Annotated in this window: 18 protein-coding genes and 1 tRNA gene; 8 read left to right on the top strand and 11 right to left on the bottom strand. The window is 69.6% G+C overall.

From position 1 onward, the window contains the following. Positions 1-15 precede the first annotated feature (15 nt). From C6569_RS12805 to C6569_RS12790, 4 genes are read left to right on the top strand one after another with little or no spacing between them, the layout of a single operon-like run. Positions 16-534 (top strand): TRAP transporter small permease, encoded by a 519-nt coding sequence (locus C6569_RS12805; RefSeq protein WP_245898091.1) that lies wholly within the window; start codon positions 16-18, stop codon positions 532-534. Continuing rightward, a complete protein-coding gene (locus tag C6569_RS12800) occupies positions 531-1,826 on the top strand; it encodes a TRAP transporter large permease (RefSeq protein ID WP_106749217.1) in 1,296 nt (431 codons plus the stop codon). Before C6569_RS12805 ends, C6569_RS12800 begins: the two co-directional genes overlap by 4 nt. Positions 1,827-1,876: 50 nt before the next feature. Next, complete coding sequence (locus tag C6569_RS12795) at positions 1,877-2,323, top strand: type II 3-dehydroquinate dehydratase (protein WP_106749216.1); 447 nt, start codon at positions 1,877-1,879, stop codon at positions 2,321-2,323. Then, complete coding sequence (locus C6569_RS12790; RefSeq protein WP_146144797.1) at positions 2,320-2,943, top strand: DUF4286 family protein; 624 nt, start codon at positions 2,320-2,322, stop codon at positions 2,941-2,943. Before C6569_RS12795 ends, C6569_RS12790 begins: the two co-directional genes overlap by 4 nt. A 303-nt stretch (positions 2,944-3,246) precedes the next feature. Here C6569_RS12790 and C6569_RS12785 read toward each other — a convergent pair. The 3 genes from C6569_RS12785 to C6569_RS12775 form a co-directional block, all read right to left on the bottom strand. Next, positions 3,247-3,321, bottom strand: a tRNA-Val gene (locus C6569_RS12785). Between the two features lie 104 nt (positions 3,322-3,425). Continuing rightward, positions 3,426-3,791, bottom strand: a complete 366-nt coding sequence (gene cpdR / locus C6569_RS12780) for a cell cycle two-component system response regulator CpdR (protein ID WP_106749214.1) — start codon at positions 3,789-3,791, stop codon at positions 3,426-3,428. A gap of 122 nt (positions 3,792-3,913) precedes the next feature. Beyond that, positions 3,914-4,828, bottom strand: a complete 915-nt coding sequence (locus C6569_RS12775) for a LysR family transcriptional regulator (protein WP_106749213.1) — start codon at positions 4,826-4,828, stop codon at positions 3,914-3,916. A 111-nt stretch (positions 4,829-4,939) separates the two neighbouring features. Between C6569_RS12775 and C6569_RS12770 the strand changes: the two genes are divergently transcribed. Both C6569_RS12770 and C6569_RS12765 read left to right on the top strand, forming a co-directional pair. Then, positions 4,940-5,941, top strand: a complete 1,002-nt coding sequence (locus tag C6569_RS12770) for an aldo/keto reductase (protein ID WP_106749212.1) — start codon at positions 4,940-4,942, stop codon at positions 5,939-5,941. A 94-nt stretch (positions 5,942-6,035) separates the two neighbouring features. Further along, a complete protein-coding gene (locus C6569_RS12765; protein ID WP_106749211.1) occupies positions 6,036-6,926 on the top strand; it encodes an N-formylglutamate amidohydrolase in 891 nt (296 codons plus the stop codon). A 399-nt stretch (positions 6,927-7,325) separates the two neighbouring features. Here the strand turns inward: C6569_RS12765 and C6569_RS12760 are convergent, their stop codons facing one another. Then, on the bottom strand, positions 7,326-8,597 hold the full coding sequence (locus C6569_RS12760) for an MFS transporter (protein ID WP_106749210.1): 1,272 nt from the start codon (positions 8,595-8,597) through the stop codon (positions 7,326-7,328). A gap of 157 nt (positions 8,598-8,754) precedes the next feature. Between C6569_RS12760 and hisN the strand changes: the two genes are divergently transcribed. Then, positions 8,755-9,537 (top strand): histidinol-phosphatase, encoded by a 783-nt coding sequence (gene hisN / locus C6569_RS12755; protein WP_106749209.1) that lies wholly within the window; start codon positions 8,755-8,757, stop codon positions 9,535-9,537. A gap of 3 nt (positions 9,538-9,540) precedes the next feature. On the opposite strand, the gene C6569_RS12750 is transcribed toward hisN, so the two are convergent. The 3 genes from C6569_RS12750 to C6569_RS12740 form a co-directional block, all read right to left on the bottom strand. Beyond that, positions 9,541-10,491, bottom strand: coding sequence for an alpha/beta fold hydrolase (locus C6569_RS12750; RefSeq protein ID WP_106749208.1), 951 nt, complete (start codon positions 10,489-10,491; stop codon positions 9,541-9,543). Positions 10,492-10,571: 80 nt separating this feature from the next. After that, the gene (locus C6569_RS12745; RefSeq protein ID WP_146144796.1) at positions 10,572-10,949 is read right to left on the bottom strand and encodes a hypothetical protein; all 378 of its coding nucleotides are present in this window, start codon (positions 10,947-10,949) and stop codon (positions 10,572-10,574) included. Positions 10,950-11,025: 76 nt separating this feature from the next. Continuing rightward, positions 11,026-11,451: a hypothetical protein gene (locus tag C6569_RS12740; RefSeq protein WP_106749206.1), complete on the bottom strand. Its 426-nt coding sequence runs from the start codon at positions 11,449-11,451 to the stop codon at positions 11,026-11,028. A 261-nt stretch (positions 11,452-11,712) separates the two neighbouring features. On the opposite strand from C6569_RS12740, the gene C6569_RS12735 reads away from it, so the two are divergent. Beyond that, positions 11,713-12,189 carry an Hsp20 family protein gene (locus tag C6569_RS12735; RefSeq protein ID WP_106749205.1) on the top strand — a complete coding sequence of 159 codons (477 nt, stop codon included), beginning with the start codon at positions 11,713-11,715 and terminating at the stop codon, positions 12,187-12,189. A 112-nt stretch (positions 12,190-12,301) separates the two neighbouring features. Here the strand turns inward: C6569_RS12735 and C6569_RS22410 are convergent, their stop codons facing one another. From C6569_RS22410 to gltB, 4 genes are all read right to left on the bottom strand, one after another. Continuing rightward, on the bottom strand, positions 12,302-13,510 hold the full coding sequence (locus tag C6569_RS22410) for a PepSY domain-containing protein (RefSeq protein ID WP_106749204.1): 1,209 nt from the start codon (positions 13,508-13,510) through the stop codon (positions 12,302-12,304). Positions 13,511-13,610: 100 nt separating this feature from the next. Beyond that, entirely contained in the window at positions 13,611-14,690 is a 1,080-nt protein-coding gene (locus C6569_RS12725; RefSeq protein WP_106749203.1) for a threonine aldolase family protein, read from the bottom strand. Positions 14,691-15,171: 481 nt separating this feature from the next. Beyond that, positions 15,172-16,590, bottom strand: a complete 1,419-nt coding sequence (locus C6569_RS12720; RefSeq protein WP_106749202.1) for a glutamate synthase subunit beta — start codon at positions 16,588-16,590, stop codon at positions 15,172-15,174. 4 nt (positions 16,591-16,594) lie between these two features. Then, positions 16,595-21,355, bottom strand: a complete 4,761-nt coding sequence (gene gltB, locus C6569_RS12715) for a glutamate synthase large subunit (protein WP_425440673.1) — start codon at positions 21,353-21,355, stop codon at positions 16,595-16,597. Positions 21,356-21,427 lie beyond the last annotated feature (72 nt).

Genomic DNA, 21,427 nt, shown 5'->3' with positions numbered 1-21,427 from the left:
CCGGAGGCGCTCCCCGTGAAGTCCACTCTCCACAGCTGGGCGCAATGGCTCGCGCGGCGTGCGGAAAACGTCGCCGTGCTCATGCTGGCGGCGCTCTTCCTCGCCTTTCTGATCCAGATCGCCTTTCGCTATCTCTTCAACCTGCCGATCGGCTGGACCCACGAGATCAGCGTCATCCTCTGGCTGTGGCTGGTTCTCTGGGGGGCCGCCTTCGTCCTGACTGAGCGCGAGGAGATCCGCTTCGACCTCCTCCATGCGGCGGTCGGGCGGCGGGTCCGACGGGTCATGGGAGTGGCGACCGCGCTCGCCGTCGTCGTGCTCTACGGCACGGCGCTGCCGGCCATGGTCGACTACGTGTCCTTCATGAAGGTGGAACGCACCGCCTACATGAAACTGCCCTTCTCCTGGGTCTATGCGATCTACATCGTCTTCGCGGTCGCGGCGATCATCCGTTACCTCTGGCTCGGCTTCGCGGCCCTGCGGGGCGATGAACCCGGGGATGACGACCCGACCAAGATTGGATCGGGCATATGAGCATCGCCTTCCAATGCGCGGTGGGGCTCATCATCGCCCTGTCGCTGTTCGGCCTGCCGATCGGCCATGCCATGATCGCCGGATCGATCCTCTATCTGCTGGTCGCTGGACAGGACCTCAGCATCGCCGCGGAGCAACTGCTCAACGGCATGTACACGAACTACGTCATCCTGGCGGTGCCGCTGTTCATCCTCGCCGCCGAACTGATGAACATCGGCTCGATGACCGAGCGCCTGCTGAAGTTCTGCGACGCGCTGGTCGGGCGCTTCCGGGGCGGTCTCGCCCAGGTCAACATCGTCCAGAGCGTCATCTTCGCGGGCATGTCGGGTTCGGCCATCGCCGATGCCGCCGGCACCGGGCGGATGATGCAGGCGATGATGACCAAGGACGGCAAGTATCCGCCGGCCTTCGCCGCCGCGCTGACCGCCGCGTCCTCGGTCATCGGCCCGATCATCCCGCCGTCGATCCCGATGGTGCTCTATGCCCTCGTCTCCGATGCCTCGATCGGCTTCCTCTTCCTCGGCGGCGTCATTCCAGGCCTCCTCCTCGGGCTGAGCCAGATGGGCATCGTCGCCGCCACGGCGCGGCGGCGGAACTTCCCCGTCGAGGCGCCGGTGCCGGTGCGGGCGCTGCCGGGCATCACCTGGCGCGCGCTGCCCGTCATCCTCATGCCGGTGGTGCTGCTCGGCGGCATCTATGGCGGCGCCACCACGCCGACCGAGGCCGCGGCCGTCGCCGCCGCCTATGCCCTGGCAATCTCAGTCATTCTCTATCGCAGCGTTAGCTTTCCCGACTTCTACCGCTCGCTCGCCTACAGCGCCCGCACCACCGCCTCCATCGGCATGCTCATCGCGGGCGCGCTCGTCTTCAATTACGTCGTCACCATCGAGAACATTCCAAACGCGCTGCGGGTGCTGCTGACGAGCTGGGACCTTTCGCCGCTCACCTTCCTCATCATCGTCAACGTCCTGCTTCTGGTGCTCGGCTGCCTGCTCGAGGGCACCACCATCCTGCTCATCATCGTGCCGGTGCTGATCCCGACCGCCAAGGCCCTCGGCATCGACATGGTCCATTTCGGCGTGGTGGTGGTCATCAACATCATGCTGGGGCTGATCACGCCGCCCTATGGCCTTCTGCTGTTCATCATGAAGCAGATCGCAGAGGTGCCGCTGCGTGATCTCGTGCGGGAAACGCTGCCCTTCCTCTGGGCGATGATCGGCGCGCTGGCCCTCATCACCTACTTCCCTTCCCTGGTCCTGTGGCTCCCCCGTCTGCTCGGCTACCAGGGCTAGCCCCGTGCGGCGCCGCGGCGCCGCTTCCGACGTCTGCCAGGACTGATCCCATGACGCTGCGCATCACCATCCTCAACGGCCCGAACCTCAACCTCCTCGGCACGCGCGAGCCGCACATCTACGGGCACACCACGCTCGCCGAGATCGAGGCCATGTGCGTCAAGCGGGCAGGAGAGCTCGGCCTCGACCTCACCTTCCGCCAGTCCAACCACGAGGGCGTCCTCGTCGACTGGATCCAGAAGGCCCGCGAGACGGCCGACGCCCTCATCATCAACCCAGCGGCCTATTCGTTCCGGTCGGTGGCGCTGATCGACGCGATGAAGGCGCTCGGCAAGCCGATCATCGAGTTGCATGTCTCGAACATCCATGCCCGTGACGAGTTGCACCGCCATTCCATCACATCGACTGCCGCGACCGCCGTCATCTGCGGTCTCGGCCCCTACGGCTACGTCGCCGCCCTCGATGCGGCCGTCCACCTCGCGGGTGGCGGTCGATGATGATGGGCCAGGGGTTCCTGGCGATCTGGAGTGATGTCCCGGTCGAGCGGGAGACGGATTACCTGCACTGGATGACGCGCGAGCACGCGCAGGAACGGCTCGCCATCCCGGGATTTCGCAATGTGCGCCTGTTCCGGAGCACCAGCACCGAGCATCGCCGCTTCTTCATCCTCTACACGCTGGACCATGGGGGGGTGATGGCAAGCGCCGCCTATCTGGCGCGCCTCAACAACCCGACGCCCTGGTCACAGCGCATCATGCCCATCCTGAAGAATTTCCGGCGTGGAGGCGGCCGCGTCGAAGCCCGCGAGGGCCGCGGTCATGGCGCCGTGATCGTCCCGCTCCTTGCCCATCAACGCCCCGCCGTCGCTCCGGTTCAATTCCCCGAAATCGTCGCCCGCGACCGAATTGTGGCGGCATCGCTTCTTCACTCCGATGCCGGCGCAACCCAGATCCAGACGGGCGAAAAACAGCTCCGATCCCACGATCATGGTTTTGACATGCTCACGCTCGTCGAGGCGCTTGATGCTGACGCGCTGAGGGCGCTGCTCACCGACGAGGCGGAGATTTTCGAACAGATATTTGCCCAGGACGGCACGCAGTCCAAACTCTGGCCGTAGCCGCCCCGAATGCCGACATTCCACACGTCAGCTTGGGGCCCCAGCGGCTATTCAGCCGGCCTGTAAGTGTGAAAGTCTGATTCCCACTATCGCCGCTCCTGCATCGGTGCGCCTGCCTCTTCGTTCACCTGAGCTGCTGTGTCGCAAATTCGTCACCGGTGGGGGCCGCCCATGACAGATTCCGGTTTGGCCAAGTTGCTAGAAAGTAGCTAGCGAGAGCGCCTCACAGCTCGCAGCCCTAATGTGTCGACTGCCCCAAAAGAAAAACCCCCGCCAAACCAGAGGTTTGGCGGGGGTTTTGAATGGTGGGCACGACTGGGATCGAACCAGTGACCCCTACGATGTCAACGTAGTGCTCTCCCGCTGAGCTACGCGCCCTTTGGCGATCCGGGGACCGCGAAAGCGAGGCGCACCGTATAGCGGGGGTCGCGCGAGCGTGCAAGAGGATCGCGCGGCCCAAATGCGCCGCTGTGGACGAGGCTTCAGGCGGCCTGCTGGAGCATCTTCTCGACCTCGTTGACGAGGTCGCGCAGGTGGAAGGGCTTGGAGAGGATCTTGGCGTCCTTGGGGGCCTGCGAGTCCGGCTGCAGGGCCACGGCGGCGAAGCCGGTGATGAACATCACCTTGATGTCGGGGTCGAGTTCGGTGGCGCGGCGGGCGAGCTCGATGCCGTCCATCTCAGGCATGACGATGTCGGTGAGCAGGAGCTCGAAGGGTTCCTCGCGCAGGCGGTGATAGGCGGACAGGCCGTTGTCGAAATGGGCGACGTCGTAACCGGCGGTCTGCAGCGCCTTGACCAGGAACCGGCGCATGTCGTTGTCGTCTTCGGCCAGCAGAATCTTGCCCATGCTGAATGCGGTCCTTCGTCCGTCCGTCGTCCGGGAGGCGGTGTACCGAACCCGGTGCCGCTTGTGCCTCATCAAGCACGAAGATGGTAAATGTGCGGTGAATTTCCACAGGCCGGGCCGGCTCAGGCCGCGGGCGGCGCCGTACCGCCGCCCGCCCGCAGGAAGTCGACGAAGGCGCGCAGCGGCGCCGGCATGTGGCGGCGGCTGGGATAATAGAGGAACGGGCCGGGGAAGACCTGCCACCAGTCCTCCAGGACGGGCACGAGGCGGCCGGCGGCGAAGTCGGCCGCCACCGCCTCCTCGAAGCTGGAGAGGATGCCGAGCCCGGCGCGGGCGGCGGCAAGCTCGAGGTCGATGGACGAGGCGAGGAGCGGCCCCTTCACGGCGACGCGGACGATCTTGCCGGCCCGTTCGAACTCCCACGGCAGCATGGCGCCGCTGGCGAAGCGGTGCCGGATACAGCTGTGGTCGGTGAGGTCGCGCGGGTGGCGGGGCGTGCCGCGGGCGGCGAGATAGGCGGGAGCGGCGCCGGTGACGAAACGCTGGCGGCGGGGGCCGAGCGGCACGGCGATCATGTCGCGTTCGAGCCTTTCGCCGTAGCGCACGCCGGCGTCGAAACCGGCGGCGAGGACGTCGACGAAGGAATCCTCCGCCAGCACGTCGAGGGTGATGCCGGGATGGGCCTGAAGGAAGGGCACCGCGATGTCGGGCAACAGGGCGCGGGCGACGATGATCGGCACGTTGAGGCGCAGGGTGCCGGTCGGGCTGTCGCGCAGGCTGTTGACGTCGTCCAGCGCGGCGCGGATCTCCTCCATCGCCGGCCCCAGACGTTCCAGCAGGCGGCGGCCGGCTTCGGTGGGGGTGACGGAGCGCGTGGTGCGGTTCAGCAGGCGCAGTCCTAGCCGCGTCTCGAGCCGCGCCACCGCCTCGCTCAGGCTCGAGGCCGACGTGCCGCTCACCGCCACGGCGCTGCGGAAGCCCCGGGATCTGGCGACGGCGGCGAAAGCCTGGAGATCGGCGAGATCGGCCCTGTCCATTGTTCGAATATCCGCACAAACCGTTTCGGTCGTCATGGATTATCGAACGGAGGCGACCGCGGCAATGTCCCCGTCATCACGGCGCGTCGGCGCCGACCGGGAGATATGACGATGAACCTTCGCAAGCTCGGGGCTACCGGCCCCACAGTGTCCGCCATCGGCCTCGGCGCCATGGGCATGTCCGGCATGTACGGACCCTCCGATCGCCGGGAGAGCATCGCCACCGTCCATGCGGCGATCGATGCCGGCGTGACGTTGATCGACACGGGCGACTTCTACGGCATGGGCCACAACGAGATGCTGCTGGCGGAGGCGCTGAAGGGCGTGCCCCGCGACAGCTACCAGCTCAGCGTCAAGTTCGGCGCCCTGCGCGACGCCGTGGGAGGCTGGAACGGCATCGACGGCCGGCCGGCGGCGGTGAAGAACTTCGTCGCCTATTCGCTGCAGCGTCTCGGCGTGGACCATATCGACATCTACCGCCCGGCACGGCTCGATCCGGACGTGCCGGTGGAGGAGACGGTGGGGGCCATCGCCGACCTCGTCGCGGCGGGCCAGGTGCGGCACATCGGGCTGTCGGAGGTCGGCGCCGGCACCATCCGCCGGGCGGCGGCGGTGCACCCGGTCTGCGACCTGCAGATCGAGTACTCGCTGGTTTCGCGGACGGTGGAGGCCGAGATCCTGCCGACCCTGCGCGAGCTGGGCATCGGCATGACCGCCTACGGCGTGCTGTCGCGCGGCCTGATCAGCGGCCACTGGCAGGCGGCGCCGACGGGCGCCGGCGATTTTCGCGCCCACAGCCCGCGCTTCCAGCCGGGCAATGTCGAGGCCAACCTCCGCCTGGTGGAGGCGCTGCGCGCCGCCGCCGCGGCGCGGGGCGCCACCGTCGCCCAAGTCGCCATCGCCTGGGTCGCCTCGCGCGGGGAGGACATCGTGCCGCTGGTCGGCGCCCGCCGATGCGACCAGCTCGCCGAATCCCTCGGCGCGGCGGAGCTCGCCCTGTCGCCCGAGGACCTCCAGCGGATCGAGGCCGCCGTCCCCGCGGGCGCCGCCGTCGGCGAGCGCTATCCCGCACACGCCATGGCCGCGCTCGACAGCGAAGACCGGGGCGTCTGATCCCGGCTCGCGTCTCTGGCCTGCCGCCGAAGCGGGTTCACAGTCCGCTGCGCCCCGCGCTAAGGTGCGGGGCATGCAGCACGACGGACGCGCGATGACCGAAGCCGAGATCTGCGACATCGACCCGGCCTTCGAGGCGATCGAGCCGGCCGAGACGCGCGCCCCCGTCATCTTCAACTCCCCCCATTCCGGCCGGGTCTACCCGCCGCATTTCATCGAGCAGGTGCGGCTCGACCTGCCGCTGCTGCGCCGTTCGGAGGATACCGGGGTCGACGCCCTCTTCGCCGGCGTGGTGGAGCGCGGCATGCCGCTGATGCGCGTCCATTTCCCCCGCTCCATGGTGGACGTGAACCGCGAGCCCTACGAACTCGACCCGCGCATGTTCGACGGGCGGCTGCCGACCTTCGCCAACACCCGCTCCATGCGCGTGGCGGGCGGGCTCGGCACCATCCCGCGGGTCGTCGGCGAGGCGCAGGAGATCTATGCCCGCCGCCTGCCGGTAGACGAGGCGCTGGTGCGCATCGAGACGCTCTACAAGCCCTATCACCGGGCGCTGCGCCGCCTCATCGCCTCGGTGCACCGGGCCTTCGGCGAGGCGCTGCTGGTCGACTGCCACTCCATGCCGTCGATGGCCCCGGTGCGCGAGGACCGCCCGCGCGCCGACATCGTCATCGGTGACCGCTACGGCACGAGCTGCTCGCCCGCGGTCGGCGATCTCATCGAGGGGGTGCTGCGGGCGCGCGGCTACAACGTGGTGCGCAACAAGCCCTATGCCGGCGGCTTCATCACCGAGCATTACGGCCAGCCGCAGACCGGCGTCCACGCCGTGCAGATCGAGATCAACCGGGCCATCTACATGGACGAGCGGACCTATCGCCCGACCGCCGATTTCGCCCGCCTGCAGGCCGACCTGATGACGCTCGCCGAGGCGCTGGCGCGGCTTCCGCTGGACCGCGCCGGCGACTGGCGCATCGCTGCGGAATAGCCACGGCAGCTCCGTCATTTTTGCATAACGACACTTTTTGCGCGGTCCGGAGCGGAATCGTCTTGCCGGCTCCACGGGGCGACTGATCGCTTGATCAGGGTGCGGCGCACAACGAGTCGCGGCTGTTTTCGATTGTATACGATGCCGGGCGCAGACCTTCCGTGTCACGGAAACGACCGGTTACATCGTTGAAAACGCAACGGAAATTCCGGCGGCGCCAAAGAAAGAGGCCGCTCACTTTCGTGAGCGGCCCAAGTCTAGGGAGGAAACGCCCAAGGAGGGCTGCGGGGCATCGCGAGGCGATACCGCGCTGCAACAATATGCCTAGGCTCTCCGGAAAAGGCAAGAAGGCTGTCCCTTTTTTTTGCGGCCGTCGTTCGGCGGATGGGGCGTCTCGCCTCAGGCCCCGGGACGGCGGGGTTCCGGGGCAGTGAGATAGACCAGCGTCGCCACCGCGAGGAGCACCGCCTGGATGGCGAAGGCGACCTGGAAGGCGGCGACCGGATAGACCGCCGCACCGTCCGCCACCTGCTTCACCGCGAGGCCGGTGAGCCACTGGGTGACGAAGGTGCCGCTCATCGTGCCCATGTTGATGAAGGACAGGCCCCGCCCGGTGATGTCGGGGGGAAAGAGCGATTTCGAATGGGCGACGAGGACGGGCGTGAAGGCGCAGGAGAAGCCGAGAAGCGCGACGAGCGTCGAGGCCCGGGTGGAGCCGTTATGGCCGGTGGCGATCAGCGCCGCGAGCAGCCCCAGCGTCAGCACTGCACCGGCGACGGCCAGCGGCTTGTAGGCGCCCGTCAGCCGGTCGGCCGAGCCCCAGGCGAGGGTGCCCACCACCTGGGCGATGGCCATGACGAAGAGGGTGCGGCCCTGCGCCGCGAGGTCGGCGCCGTGGACATGGGCGAGATAGGGGCCGCCCCACAGGCCGATGAACAGGGCGAAGGTGGAGAAGGTGGAGAAGGACATCAGGAAGAGCGGCCCGAAGCCGGGCGTGCGCATCACCGCGCCGACCCCGGCAAAGGCCTGCGCCAGCGTCTCCGCCGGCCTGCCGGCGAGACGGCCGGTGGCGCCGCCGCGCACGCCGAGCACGATGCCGGCGAGGAGCAGGGCCGAAACGAGGCCGGCGAGGAGGAAGGCCGAGCGCCAGCCGAAGGCCGCGGTCATCCAGCCGAGGGGGGCGGTGGCGAGGATGGTGCCAAGGCTGGAGAAGGCGATCTGGAACCCTGCGAGGCTGGCGAAGACGCTCGGCGGAAAGGCGCGGGCATAGATGACCAGCGGCGCCATGAAGAAGGTGGAGCAGCCGATGCCGAGGAGCAGGCGCCCGGCGATGAGGCCGGCCTGGCCCTCAGCCTGGGCGAAGACCAGCGCGCCGGCGACGGTGAAGAGGCCGGAGGCGAGCAGGGCGACGCGCGGCCCCCAGCGGTCGATGACGATGCCGACCGGGATCTGGCAGAGGGCGAAGATGAGGAAGAAGGAGGAGGCGACGAGACCGAGCTGGTCCGGGTCGAGCCCGAGCTCGGCCGCCAGCGTCGTGGCGATGACGCCGACGGAATTGCGGAAGAACTGGCTCAGCGCCGTGGCGGTGGCGAGCACGCCGACGAGGGCGACGACGGCGGGGCGCGTGAGGCCGGCGGAGCTGGCGCCCCCTCGCTTGGCTTGTTCTGGCAACGTCGTCCTCCGGGGCTGGGAAACTGCCCTCGCCGCCGCCCGGCGGCAAGGGCGGCGCCGGCACGTCAGGAACCCCGCCGGCGCATGGAACCGGGCGGTTGCCCCCCGGCGGCCCCGTGCCTATAGGTCTCACCCCTGCATGGCGAGGAGACGAACCGTGAGCGCTGTGGATTTCGAGAGCTTCGTGCGCGAGCTCGCCCGCCTGTCGGGTGAGGCGATCCTGCCCTTCTTCCGCACCGCCATCGGCGTCGAGAACAAGGCCGGACTAGGCCATTTCGACCCCGTCACCGAGGGCGACCGGGCCGGCGAGGCGGTGATGCGCCAGATGATCAAGCGCACCTTTCCGGACCACGGCATCATCGGCGAGGAATATGGCGAGGAGAACGCCGGGGCCGAGAACGTCTGGATCCTCGATCCGATCGACGGCACCAAGGCCTTCATCGCCGGCATTCCGGTCTGGGGCACGCTGATCGGCCTCGCCCGCCACGGCGCGCCGGTCTTCGGCATGATGCACCAGCCCTTCATCGGCGAGCGCTTCTGGGGCGACGGTGCCGGCGCCCGCTACGAGGGCCCCGCCGGCAACCGCAGCCTCATGGTCCGCCCCTGCGAGGGGCTGGAGGCGGCCACCATCATGACGACGTCGCCGCGCCTCTTCGATTCGGAGACGCGCGGCCGCTTCGACGCGGTGGAGGCGCGCTGCCGCACCTATCGCTACGGCGCCGACTGCTACGCCTATTGCATGCTGGCGGCCGGCCATGTCGACCTCGTGGTGGAGGCCGGCCTCAAGCCCTACGACATCGTCGCGCTGGTGCCGATCATCGAGGGCGCCGGCGGCATCGTCACCACCTGGGACGGCGGCCCGGCCAGCGCCGGCGGCCGCATCGTCGCCGCGGGCGACCGGCGGGTGCACGAACAGGCCCTGGCGATCCTCAACGCCTGAGCGTCAGAGGAACGGCATCTCGCCGGGCACGAAGGCGTCGAAGGCGGCCCAGAACTGGCTGCGGATCTCGTCGCGCTCCTGCATCAGCTCGTGCAGCGCGCCGGGAACCACCACCACGCCGCCGGTCTTCAGCCGGTGGGCGAAGTCCTCCACGGCAGGCGTGTCGACGAGGGGGTCGCGGGCAGCACCGATGATCAGCATGGGCTGGCGCATGCCGCGGGTATAGAGCGGATGGGCGAAACGCCCGGTGACGGCGAGGGCCTCGCGGACCCAGGCGACGGTCGGCGCGCCGAGGCCGAGCCTCGCATCGGCCTCGGCATAGGCGGCGACACGGGCATAGCGCACCGGGTCCGAGGTGACGGGGTTGCCCTCGAAGGGCTTCAGCGCCACGGGTCGGGCCGAGCCGCCGGGAACGATTCCGCCGCCGAGCCCGGCGAGGCTGAGGGCCGCCAGAACGGGGCGGATGAGGCCCGGCCGCTTCACCTGGGCGAGCGCCACCATGGGCGCGGCCAGCACCATGCGGTCGAACCAGGTGCGGCCGTCATGGGCGGCCTCGATGAGGATGGCGCCGCCCATGCTGTGGCCGAGGGCGTAGAAGGGCGGCCGGCAATCGGGCAGGCCGACGATCGCCATGACCGCCTCGAGGTCGATCTGATAGTCGGAAAAGCGGCGGATATGGCCCTTGCGCCCGTCGGCGAGGAGACGCCCGGAGCCGCCCTGGCCGCGCCAGTCGAAGGCGAGGACGCCGAAGCCGCGCTCGCGCAACTCGTCCACCACCTCGAAATATTTCTCGATGAACTCGGCCCGGCCCTGGCAGATGACCACCGTGCCGCGCCGCGGCGCCCCCGTCGCCTCCCAGCGCGCGTAGCGGATGGGCACGCGGTCCGTGGTGGTGAGGGTGCCGGCCCGCACGCCCGCGGGAACCGGCCTGTCGGGCAGCGCTACCAGATCCATCGGGAACGAGGGCTCGCAAATGACGAAGCGGGAGCATCACCATGCCCCCGCCGCGCTAACATCGCCTGAACGGATGCGGTTCAGCGCAGGATGCGCATGTCGCGGCCGGTATAGGGATCGCGCTCCCAGCCGGGTGCCGGCGGACGGCGCGGGCGGTAGCCGCCGTCGTCGTAGGACCGGCGCGGCGGGGGGCGATAGCCGCCATCGTCGCGCCAGCCGCGGCGCGGCCCCTCGTCCCAGCCGCCGCGACCGTATCCGGGCGGGCAGGGGCGGGGCCGCCAGTATTCGGTCTGCACGCCGCTCAGCGCGTCGGTGTAGACGCCGCGCACGGGCGGGCCACAGCCCTGGACCGGCACCACATAGCCCGACCCGACGGGCGGGAGCGGGGCAAGCGGCATGGCCCCGGCAAGGGCCGGCGCGGCAGCCAGGGCTGCCATGGCAAGGACGAGCCGTCTCACGGGGATCTCCTCTGTTGTCGTTGCCGCAATTGTTCGGCAATCGGGCCGCTTCCGCAACGTCGATGTTGCGGGCGGATCACTGCGGCGCGGATGCGGTCGCCGCCCGTTCCGTCCAGGCCCGCCAGGACGCGGCGCGGCGCGGCGCACGGCGTTCGCCGATCACCCTGAGGCCGATGATCTCGCCGTTGCGGGCGTCCATCACCAGCCGCAGCCGCTGGCCGTGCTTGTCGCTGCCATGGGCGAGATAGGTGCTGCCGCGCCGCACCGGCGGCTCGCTGACGGCATAGCCGCGGGCGGAGAGCCGGCCCGTCACGTCGCCCGCCGAGAGGGTCGCCTCGGCCCGCGCGTGGCCGCTGGTGCAGGCGATCACGGCGACAAGGAGCGCCATGCCGACGGAGCCGGCGAGCGCCCCGAGGGCGAGGCCCGGCAGGAAGGTGGCGCGCGGCGCGCGGCCCGAGAGGCGCAGCGCGCCCGAGGCGAAGGTGGAGGTCATCTGGGCCATGCGGGTCTGTCCCGATCCCGGTCTGCCGTGGAATGAGGCCACGGCCATCTTGGGGAGAGATTGCGCGCCGGCGGCTGAACCGCCCCGGAAGCCTCCATTCACCCGATCTTCATCCGGTGAAGCTTGCCGCAGGCCCTCTTGCGCGGCCCGAATAGCGTTCCTAACTCTGGTCTCGTGCAGGCCCGACGCGGCTGCACGTCACGACAGGCCCGGCCGTGCCGGCGGGCCGCAACTCTGGTGTCGCTTGAAGGAGGACATCCCATGCGCAGCTTCGATCTTGCTCCGCTCTATCGCTCGACCGTCGGTTTCGACCGCCTCTTCTCCATGCTGGACCAGGCGTCCGGCCTCGAGGCTCCCTCGCCGACCTATCCGCCCTACAACATCGAGCGCACGGGCGAGAACGCCTATCGCATCACCGTCGCGGTCGCCGGCTTCACCGACAAGGACCTCTCCATCGAGGTCAAGGAGCAGGCGCTGACCATCCGCGGCGAGAAGACGGCCGGCGAGGCCGAGGCGAAGCCCGACTATCTCCACCAGGGCATCGCCGCGCGCGCCTTCGAGCGCCGCTTCCAGCTCGCCGACCACGTCTCGGTGAAGGGCGCCGCCCTCGACCACGGCCTGCTTCACGTCGATCTCGTCCGCGAGATTCCGGAGGCCATGAAGCCCCGGCAGATCCCGATCAACGGCGGCGCCGCGCCGCGGGTGATCGAGAGCTCGGCGAACCGCCAGGCCGCCTGACCCGCATCGGAATGACGGCAGGGCCGCCCTCCAACGGCCCCTCCTGAGATGCACGAACGCCCCGGTGAGGCATCACCGGGGCGTTTCGTCGTGGGGCGGGACGTCGGGATCGTCAGTTCGACGACGGGGGCGTCACCTGGCGCACGCCGGGGGTGGCGGCCGGGCCGCCGGTGGGCGGCAATTGTTCGCCGTTGGGGCCGAGGAAACGGCCGTCGATCAGCACGCCCTCGCTCTCGCCGGGCTTCTGCGCGGTTTCGGCGGAGGGAGCAGTCTCGCTGCGCTGCGGCTCGGCCGGAACGGACGGCACGGCCGAGGGGTCCACGGTGGGAGCCGCCGGGGCGGCCGGCATCGGATCGGGCACGGCCTGCGGGAGAGAGGCGGCCGGGGCGGGAGCGTCCGGGGCCGGGGCCTCGGGCGCGGCGACGGCGGGCGGAGCCGGCCCCACCTGCGGGGCAGGGGGCGTGGGCGCCGGGGGCTCGGCCTGAGGCGGTAGCGCCGCGGTCGGCGGCTCGGGTGCCGGCTGCTCCGCCTGCGGCGGGGTGGCGGCAGGCGGCGTGAAGGGCTGGGTCGGCTGGACGCTCAGCGGCGAGGGCGGGGCCGCCGGCGGATCGACACGGCGCGGCAGGCTCGCCGCCGGCGGCGGCGCGGCTGGCGTCTCGGCGGCGGGAGGCTGGGCCACCGGCGGCACCGGCGGGACCACCTGCGGGCGCGGCGTCAGGTCGCCGTCGATGTTCGGTCGCGGCGTCGGCACCGGCACGACGCGGGCGGTGATGTTGGGCGCCGGGCGGGCCGGGCGCTCCGGACGCTCGAGGCCGTCGGGATCGAGCCGGCCCTCGCGCTGGAGCGGCGGGCGCGGGGCGTCGCCGAAGCTCGGCCGCTCGTCGGACCAGACGGGCGGGGTGGGGAAGCGCTGGCCGCCGGGCTCCAGCTCGCGGATGTTGATGGGCGCGCCGGTATAGGCGTGGATGGTGACGCGGGCGCGCTGGCCGGCGCCACCCACGGTCTCGACGACCCAGACACGGCCGGCGAGGCGCGGCCGGCTGATGGCGCGGTAGCCCATGGACCGGGCGATGGCGATGGCTTCGGAGGCCGGCAGGACGTCCTCGACCTCCGGCACGACGTAGCGGCGGCGATAGACCGGCGGCTCGTCGTCGTAGTCGTAGACGCGCGGCGGGCCCCAGCCGCCCCAGTATTGCACCTGGACGGCGGCGGCGGGAGCGGGCGCGGCGGCGATCCCCGCGGCGAGCGGTCCCGCGGAAGCCTGGCCGAGACCGGTGGCGAGGGCGGCGGCCGCCGCCGTCATGAACAGTGAATGGCGCACGCGATCGTGTCCTTCTTCCCCCTCGAGCCCCGAGCATAAGGTTTCGGCAAGGAGAACGGCGATTTCAGGGCGGGCGCGTGTCGCTTCTTGTCGGTTGCGCTCACTCCGCCGCGAGGGGGGCGGCGGCGCGGGCCGCCACCGCGAGGAAGCGGTCGATGTCCTCGTCCCGCGTGGCGAAGGAGGTGACGAGGCGCATCATGACCTCGCCCGGGCGGGCGCGCTCGGCCTCCGGCAGGCCCTTGTCCGGCCAGGGATAGAAGGCGGCGCCCTCGGCCTTCAGCGCGTCGACGATCTCCTGCCGGAAGATGGGGAAGAGACCGTTGGCCTCGGGCTTCAGCGGCAGGCGGATGCCGGGAATGGCGGCGAGCCCATCGGCGAGGCGCGCCGCGGCGCGGTTGGCGTCGCGGGCGAGGTCGAGCCAGTGGCCGCCGTCGAGGAAGGCCTCCATCTGGGCGGCGAGGAAGCGGTGCTTGGAGAGGAGATGGCCGGCGCGCATGCGGCGGCGGACCATTTCGGCGCTCTTCGCGGGATCGAAATAGATCAGCGCCTCGCAGGCGAGGCCGCCGCCCTTGGTGGTGCCGAAGGAGAGCACGTCGACGCCGGCCTTCCAGGTGATCTCGGCCGGCGAGCAGCCGAGGGCGGCCACGGCATTGGCGAAACGCGCGCCGTCCATGTGGACGCCGAGGCCGTGGCTCTTGGCGATGGATGAGAGCGCCGTCACCTCGGCGACGGAATAGACCTGGCCGAGCTCGGTCGACTGGGTGATGGAGAGGGCGTGGATCGGCGCGTTGTGCGGCACGCGGCGGCCGAGGCCGGCGATCGCGGCCTCCAGCGCCTGCGCGGTGATCTTGGCGCCGCGGCCGGGAATGCCGACGAGCTTGGCGCCGCCGGTGAAGAACTCCGGCCCGCAGCACTCGTCCTCGATGACGTGGCTCTCCTCGTGGCAGAGCACGATGCCCCAGGGCGGGGTCAACGTGGAGAGGGCGAGGCCGTTGGCCGCCGTGCCGGTGGCGACCATGTAGACGCCGACATCGCGCTCGAAGAGGTCGCAGAGCTTCTGCACCACGGCCTTGGTCGCGTCGTCGTTGCCGTAGCCGAGGCGCGCCCCGCCGTTGGCGGCGGCGATCGCCTGCATGACCTTGTCGGAGGCGCCGAGGCCGTTGTCGCTGGCGAAGAACATGCAGGGCTCCGGATGTCGATGAGATGCTGACCCATCACAAGCCGGTCAGGCCTTCCGCCGCAAGGGGGAAGGGCGCATGAGCGGGGTGTGGGGAGAGGTGAGGATCGTGGGGCGCTCGACCGCCGGAACGGAATGCCGCCCTTTCCGCGTCATGCCCGGGATGAACCCAGGCATGACGGTGGAGGAAACGGCGCAGCCGACCCCCAATGGGTCTTCTGCTGGAGGGCGAACCAAATGCCCCACCCGCACCCTTCCCTCTGGCGAGGGGAGGGAGACCATGATGTCGCGGCTTGACGTCAGATCAGGAGGCTCGCCCAGCCGAAGAGAGCGCTTGGCAGCTGGGCCAGGCTCGACCCCTCAGAGAAGGCGCGAGGCAGAGGTCTCCCTCCCCGCGTAGCGGGGAGGGTAAGGGTGGGGATCCTTCGGGATCTGGCTCCACGGGGCATTCAGACGGACAGGACCGTCGAGCCGTCCCCGCCGCTCAGCGCGGCAGGGTGGTGACGCCGACGAGGTCCTTGTCGATGGCGTGGGCGGCCTGACGACCCTCGCGGATCGCCCAGACGACCAGGCTCTGGCCGCGGCGCATGTCGCCGGCTGCATAGACCTTGTCCACCGAGGTCCGGTAGTCGTTGGTGTTGGCCGCGACGTTCTTGCGGGCGTCGAGCTTCACGCCGAGGCTCTCGACCATGCCCTCGTGGACCGGGTTGACGAAGCCCATGGCGAGCAGGACGAGGTCGGCCTTGAGCTCAAACTCGGAGCCGGCGATCGGCTGCATCTTCTCGTCGACGCGGACGCATTTCAGGCTCTTCACCCGGCCGTTCTGGCCGGTGAACTCCGTGCTCATCACGGCGAAGTCGCGCTCGGCGCCTTCCTCGTGGCTGGAGGAGGTGCGCAGCTTCAGCGGCCAGAGCGGCCAGACGAGAGCCTTGTTCTCCTTCTCCGGCGGCTTCGGCATGATCTCGAGCTGGGTGACCGAGAGGGCGCCCTGGCGCACCGAGGTGCCGATGCAGTCGGAGCCGGTGTCGCCGCCGCCGATGACGACGACGTGCTTGCCGGAGGCGAGGATCGGCTCGTTGGTGCCGATGGGCTCGCCGGAGACGCGGCGGTTCTGCTGCGGCAGGAAGTCCATGGCGAAATGGACGCCCTCGAGGTCGCGGCCGGGGATCGGCAGGTCGCGCGGCTTCTCCGAACCGCCGGTGAGCAGCACCGCGTCATAGGTGGCGGTGAGCTCCTCCACCGGGCGGGTGACGCCGATATGCTCGTTGTAGTGGAAGGTGACGCCCTCGGCCTCCATCTGGTGGATGCGGCGGTCGATGAGCCGCTTCTCCATCTTGAAGTCGGGGATGCCGTAGCGCAGCAGGCCACCGGCCTTGGCGAACTTCTCGTAGACGTGGACGTCGTGGCCGGCGCGGGCGAGCTGCTGGGCCGCGGCGAGGCCGGCGGGGCCGGAGCCGACCACCGCGACCTTCTTGCCCGAACGCGTCTTCGACGGCTCCGGCGTGATCCAGCCCTCGTTCCAGGCGCGGTCGACGATGGCGCATTCGATCGTCTTGATGGTGACCGGCGTGTCCTCGATGTTCAGGGTGCAGGCGGCCTCGCAGGGGGCGGGGCAGATGCGGCCGGTGAATTCGGGGAAGTTGTTGGTCGAGTGCAGGTTGATGGAGGCCTCGCGCCAGCCGCCGTTGTAGACGAGGTCGTTCCAGTCGGGGATCTGGTTGTTGACCGGGCAGCCGTTGTGACAGAACGGAATGCCGCAGTTCATGCAGCGCGCCGCCTGGTTGCGGGTGCCTTCCTCGCTCAGCGGGATGACGAATTCACGGTAGTGGCGGATGCGGTCGCCGGCCGGCGCATAGCGCCGGTCCTGACGGTCGATCTCCAGAAAGCCGGTTACCTTCCCCATTGTCTTATTCTCCTGCCAGCGCGAGCGGACGCTGGGCCTGTTCCATTTCCTGAAGGGCGCGGCGGTATTCGACCGGCATCACCTTCCTGAATTTGGGCAGCATCTCCGACCAGCGGTCGAGGATGTCCCGGGCGCGCCGGGAGCCGGTGTAGCGGGCGTGGTTGGCGATGAGCTGGTGCAGGCGCTCGGCGTCGAACCGGCTCATGTCGCTCATCACGTCGACGCGGCCGTGGCTGTCGAGCCCGCCGGTCTGGTGATAGACGCGCGACAGGAGGTCGTCCTCCTCCGGCACCGGCTCCAGCTCGACCATGGCCATGTTGCAGCGGCGGGCGAAGTCGCCCTCCTCGTCCAGCACATAGGCGATGCCGCCGGACATGCCGGCCGCGAAGTTGCGGCCGGTCTGGCCGAGCACGACCACGACGCCCCCGGTCATGTATTCGCAGCCGTGGTCGCCCGTGCCCTCCACCACCGCGATGGCGCCGGAATTGCGCACGGCGAAGCGCTCGCCGGCGATGCCGCGGAAGTAGCACTCGCCCTCGATGGCGCCGTAGAGCACGGTGTTGCCGACGATGATCGAGTTGTCGACGTCGAGGCTGGTGGCCTCGGCCGAGGGATAGACGATGAGCCGACCGCCCGAGAGGCCCTTGCCGACATAGTCGTTGGCCTCGCCCTCGAGCTCTAGCGTGACGCCGCGGGTGACCCAGGCGCCGAAGCTCTGCCCGGCGGTGCCCTTCAGCTTCACGTGGATCGAGTCGTCGGCGAGCCCGGCATGGCCGAAGCGCGTGGCGACCTCGCCCGACAGCATGGCGCCGACCGAGCGGTTGACGCTGCCGATGGCGGTCTCGATGACCACAGGCTTGCCCTCGGTGAGGGCCGGCATGGCCTCGGCGATGAGCTTGCGGTCGAGAACCGCCTCGAGGTGGTGGTCCTGCGTCTCCGAGTGGAAGACGCCGACCTCGGCCGGCACGTCCGGCTTGTGGAAGAGGCGCGAGAAGTCGAGCCCCTTGGCCTTCCAGTGGTCGATCGCCTCGCGGCGGTCGAGCATCTGCATCTGGCCGACCATCTCGTCGATGCTGCGGTAGCCCATGGAGGCCATCAGCTCGCGCACTTCCTCGGCGACGAAGAAGAAGTAGTTGATGACGTGCTCGGGCTGGCCCTTGAAGCGCTTGCGCAGCACCGGGTCCTGGGTGGCGACGCCCACCGGGCAGGTGTTGAGGTGGCACTTCCTCATCATGATGCAGCCGGTGGCGATGAGCGGCGCGGTGGCGAAGCCGAACTCGTCGGCGCCGAGCAGGGCGCCGATGACGACGTCGCGGCCGGTCCTCAGGCCGCCGTCCACCTGCACCGCGATGCGCGAGCGCAGGCGGTTCAGCACCAGGGTCTGGTGGGTCTCGGCGAGGCCGATCTCCCACGGCGAGCCGGTGTGCTTGATGGAGGTCAGCGGCGAGGCGCCGGTGCCGCCCTCGAAGCCGGAGATCGTCACGTGGTCGGCGCGCGCCTTGGCGACGCCGGCGGCGACCGTGCCGACGCCGACCTCGGAGACGAGCTTCACCGAGACGTCGGCGCGCGGGTTGACGTTCTTCAGGTCGTAGATGAGCTGCGCCAGGTCCTCGATCGAATAGATGTCGTGGTGCGGCGGCGGCGAGATGAGGCCGACGCCCGGCGTCGAGTGGCGCACCTTGGCGATGACCGCGTCGACCTTGTGGCCGGGCAACTGGCCGCCCTCGCCGGGCTTGGCGCCCTGGGCCATCTTGATCTGCATCATGTCGGAATTGACGAGATATTCCGTCGTGACGCCGAAGCGGCCGGAGGCGACCTGCTTGATGGCCGAGCGCATGGAGCGCCCGTCCGGCAAGGGCTGGAAGCGCTCGGCCTCCTCGCCGCCCTCGCCCGTGTTGGACTTGGCGCCGATGGCGTTCATGGCGAGCGCCAGGGTGGTGTGGGCCTCGCGCGAGATGGAGCCGTAGGACATGGCCCCGGTGGCGAAGCGCTTGACGATGGCGGCGGCCGGCTCGACCTCGTCGAGGGGCACGGGCACGCGGCCCACCTCCTCGGCGGTCTTGATGCGGAACAGGCCGCGGATCGTCTGAAGCCGCGAGGTCTGCTCGTTGATGAGGCGGGCGAACTCGCGGTAGCGGTCCTGGCTGTTGCCGCGCACCGCGTGCTGGAGCGCCGCCACCGTCTCCGGCGACCAGACGTGGTCCTCGCCGCGGATGCGGTAGGCATATTCGCCGCCGACCTCGAGGTTGGCCTTCAGCGTCGGATCATCGGAGAAGGCCGCGGTGTGGCGCGAGACCGTCTCCTCGGCGACCTCCGGCAGGCCGACGCCGCCGATGCGGGTGGCGGTGCCGGTGAAGTACTTGGCGACGAAGTCGTCGGCGAGGCCGACGGCGTCGAAGATCTGCGCGCCGCAATAGGACTGGTAGGTCGAGATGCCCATCTTGGACATCACCTTCATGATGCCCTTGCCGATGGACTTGATGAAGCGCTTGACCACCTCGTGAGCGTCGACTTCCGGAGGCAGCTCACCCTTCTCGTGCAGCTCCTCCATGGTCTCGAAGGCGAGATAGGGGTTGATCGCCTCGGCGCCGTAGCCGGCGAGGCAGCAGAAGTGATGCACCTCGCGCGCCTCGCCCGTCTCGACGACGAGGCCGGCGGCGGTCCTCAGACCCTTGCGGATCAGGTGGTGGTGCACGGCGGCGGTGGCGAGCAGCGCCGGGATCGGGATGCGGTCCGGGCCGACCATGCGGTCGGACAGGATGATGATGTTGTAGCGGCCGTGGACGGCGGCTTCCGCGCGGTCGCAGAGGAGCTGCAGCGCCTCCGCCATGCCGGCGGCACCCTTGGCGGCGGGATAGGTGATGTCGAGGGTCTTCGTGTCGAAGGAATCCTCGCGGTGGCCGATGCAGCGGATCTTCTCCAGATCCTCGTTGGTGAGGATCGGCTGGCGGACCTCCAGGCGCTTGCGGCGGGAGGTTCCGTCGAGGTCGAACAGGTTCGGCCGCGGCCCGATGAAGGAGACGAGGCTCATGACGAGCTCCTCGCGGATCGGATCGATCGGCGGGTTCGTCACCTGGGCGAAGTTCTGCTTGAAGTAGGTGTAGAGGAGCTTGGACTTCGACGAGAGCGCCGAGATCGGGGTGTCGGTGCCCATCGAGCCCACGGCCTCCTGGCCGGTGGTGGCCATGGGCGCCAGCAGGATCTTCACGTCCTCCTGGGTGTAGCCGAAGGCCTGCTGCTTATCGAGCAGCGGCACGTCGGTGCGCGAGGCGCGCGGCTCCACCGGCGGCAGGTCCTCGAGGATGAGCTGCGAGCGCTCCAGCCACTCCTTGTAGGGGTTGGAGGCGGCGAGCTGGGCCTTGATCTCCTCGTCGGAGATGATGCGGCCCTCGGCGAGGTCGACGAGCAGCATCTTGCCAGGCTGCAGGCGCCACTTGCGCACGATCTCGCTCTCCGGAACGGGCAGCACGCCCATTTCGGAGGCCATGATGATGCGGTCGTCCTTGGTGACGAACCAGCGGGCGGGCCTGAGGCCGTTGCGGTCGAGCGTCGCGCCGATCTGGCGGCCGTCGGTGAAGGCGATGGAGGCCGGGCCGTCCCAGGGCTCCATGATGGCGGCGTGGTATTCGTAGAAGGCGCGGCGCTGCTCATCCATGCTCTTGTTGCCGGCCCAGGCCTCGGGCACCAGCATCATCACCGCATGGGCGAGCGAGTAGCCGCCCTGGACGAGGAACTCGAGCGCGTTGTCGAAGCAGGCGGTGTCCGACTGGCCCTCGTAGGAGACCGGCCAGAGCTTGGAGATGTCGTTGCCGAAGAGCTCGGAATCGACGCTGGCCTGGCGCGCCGCCATCCAGTTGACGTTGCCGCGCAGCGTGTTGATCTCGCCGTTGTGCGCGACCATCCGGTAGGGGTGGGCGAGCGACCAGGCGGGGAAGGTGTTGGTCGAGAAGCGCTGGTGGACGAGGGCGATGGCGCTCTCGAACGTCTCGTCGTGCAGGTCGGGGAAATAGGAGCCGAGCTGATCGGCCAGGAACATGCCCTTGTAGACGATGGTCCGGCACGACAGCGAGACGGGGTAATAGCCCTTCGTGCGCGCGTCGTTCATGTCATAGACGAGGTTCGAGATGACCTTGCGCAGCACGAAGAGGCGGCGCTCGAACTCGTCCTCGTCGGCGACGTCGGCGCCGCGGGCGATGAAGATCTGCCGGTGCAGCGGCTCGGTCGGCTTGACGCTCTCGCCGAGGGAGGAGTTGTCGGTCGGCACCTCGCGCCAGCCGAGCAGCACCTGGCCCTCGTCGGCGACGACCTTCTCGATCGCCTCGCGGACGATGGCCTGGCCCTCGGGGTCGCGCGGGAAGAAGATGAAGCCGACGGCATAGTGGCCGGGCGCGGGCAGGTCGAAGCCGAGCTTGGCCGCTTCCTTGCGGAAGAAGGCGTCGGGGATCTGCACCAGCATGCCGGCGCCGTCGCCGGCGCGCGGGTCGGCGCCCACCGCGCCGCGATGCTCGAGGTTGAGCAGAATCTGGATGCCGTCCTGGACGATCTTGTGGGACTTGCGGCCCTTCATGTCGGCGATGAAGCCAACGCCGCAGGCATCCTTCTCGTTCAGCGGGTCGTAGAGGCCCTGCGCGGCGGGCAGGCCAGGGTCGATCACGGCGCGCGTGCGGTTTTTGACGCGGGCGGGCACATTGGCTTTCGTGGCGCGATTCGTCCGCGCCCCGATCTCCACACCCGACATCGCACCAATCCGCTGCGTGCTCATCATCCACCTCGTTCTGCGGCGCGCGCGCCGCGGTTCGTGCCCTCGATCGTGACACGGGAAGCCGGCACTGGCGAC

It is taken from the genome of Phreatobacter cathodiphilus (assembly GCF_003008515.1).
Taxonomy (GTDB): Bacteria; Pseudomonadota; Alphaproteobacteria; order Rhizobiales; family Phreatobacteraceae; genus Phreatobacter; species Phreatobacter cathodiphilus.
Note: the sequence above shows the minus strand (reverse complement) of the source record. Positions and strands in the feature narration are given on the sequence as shown.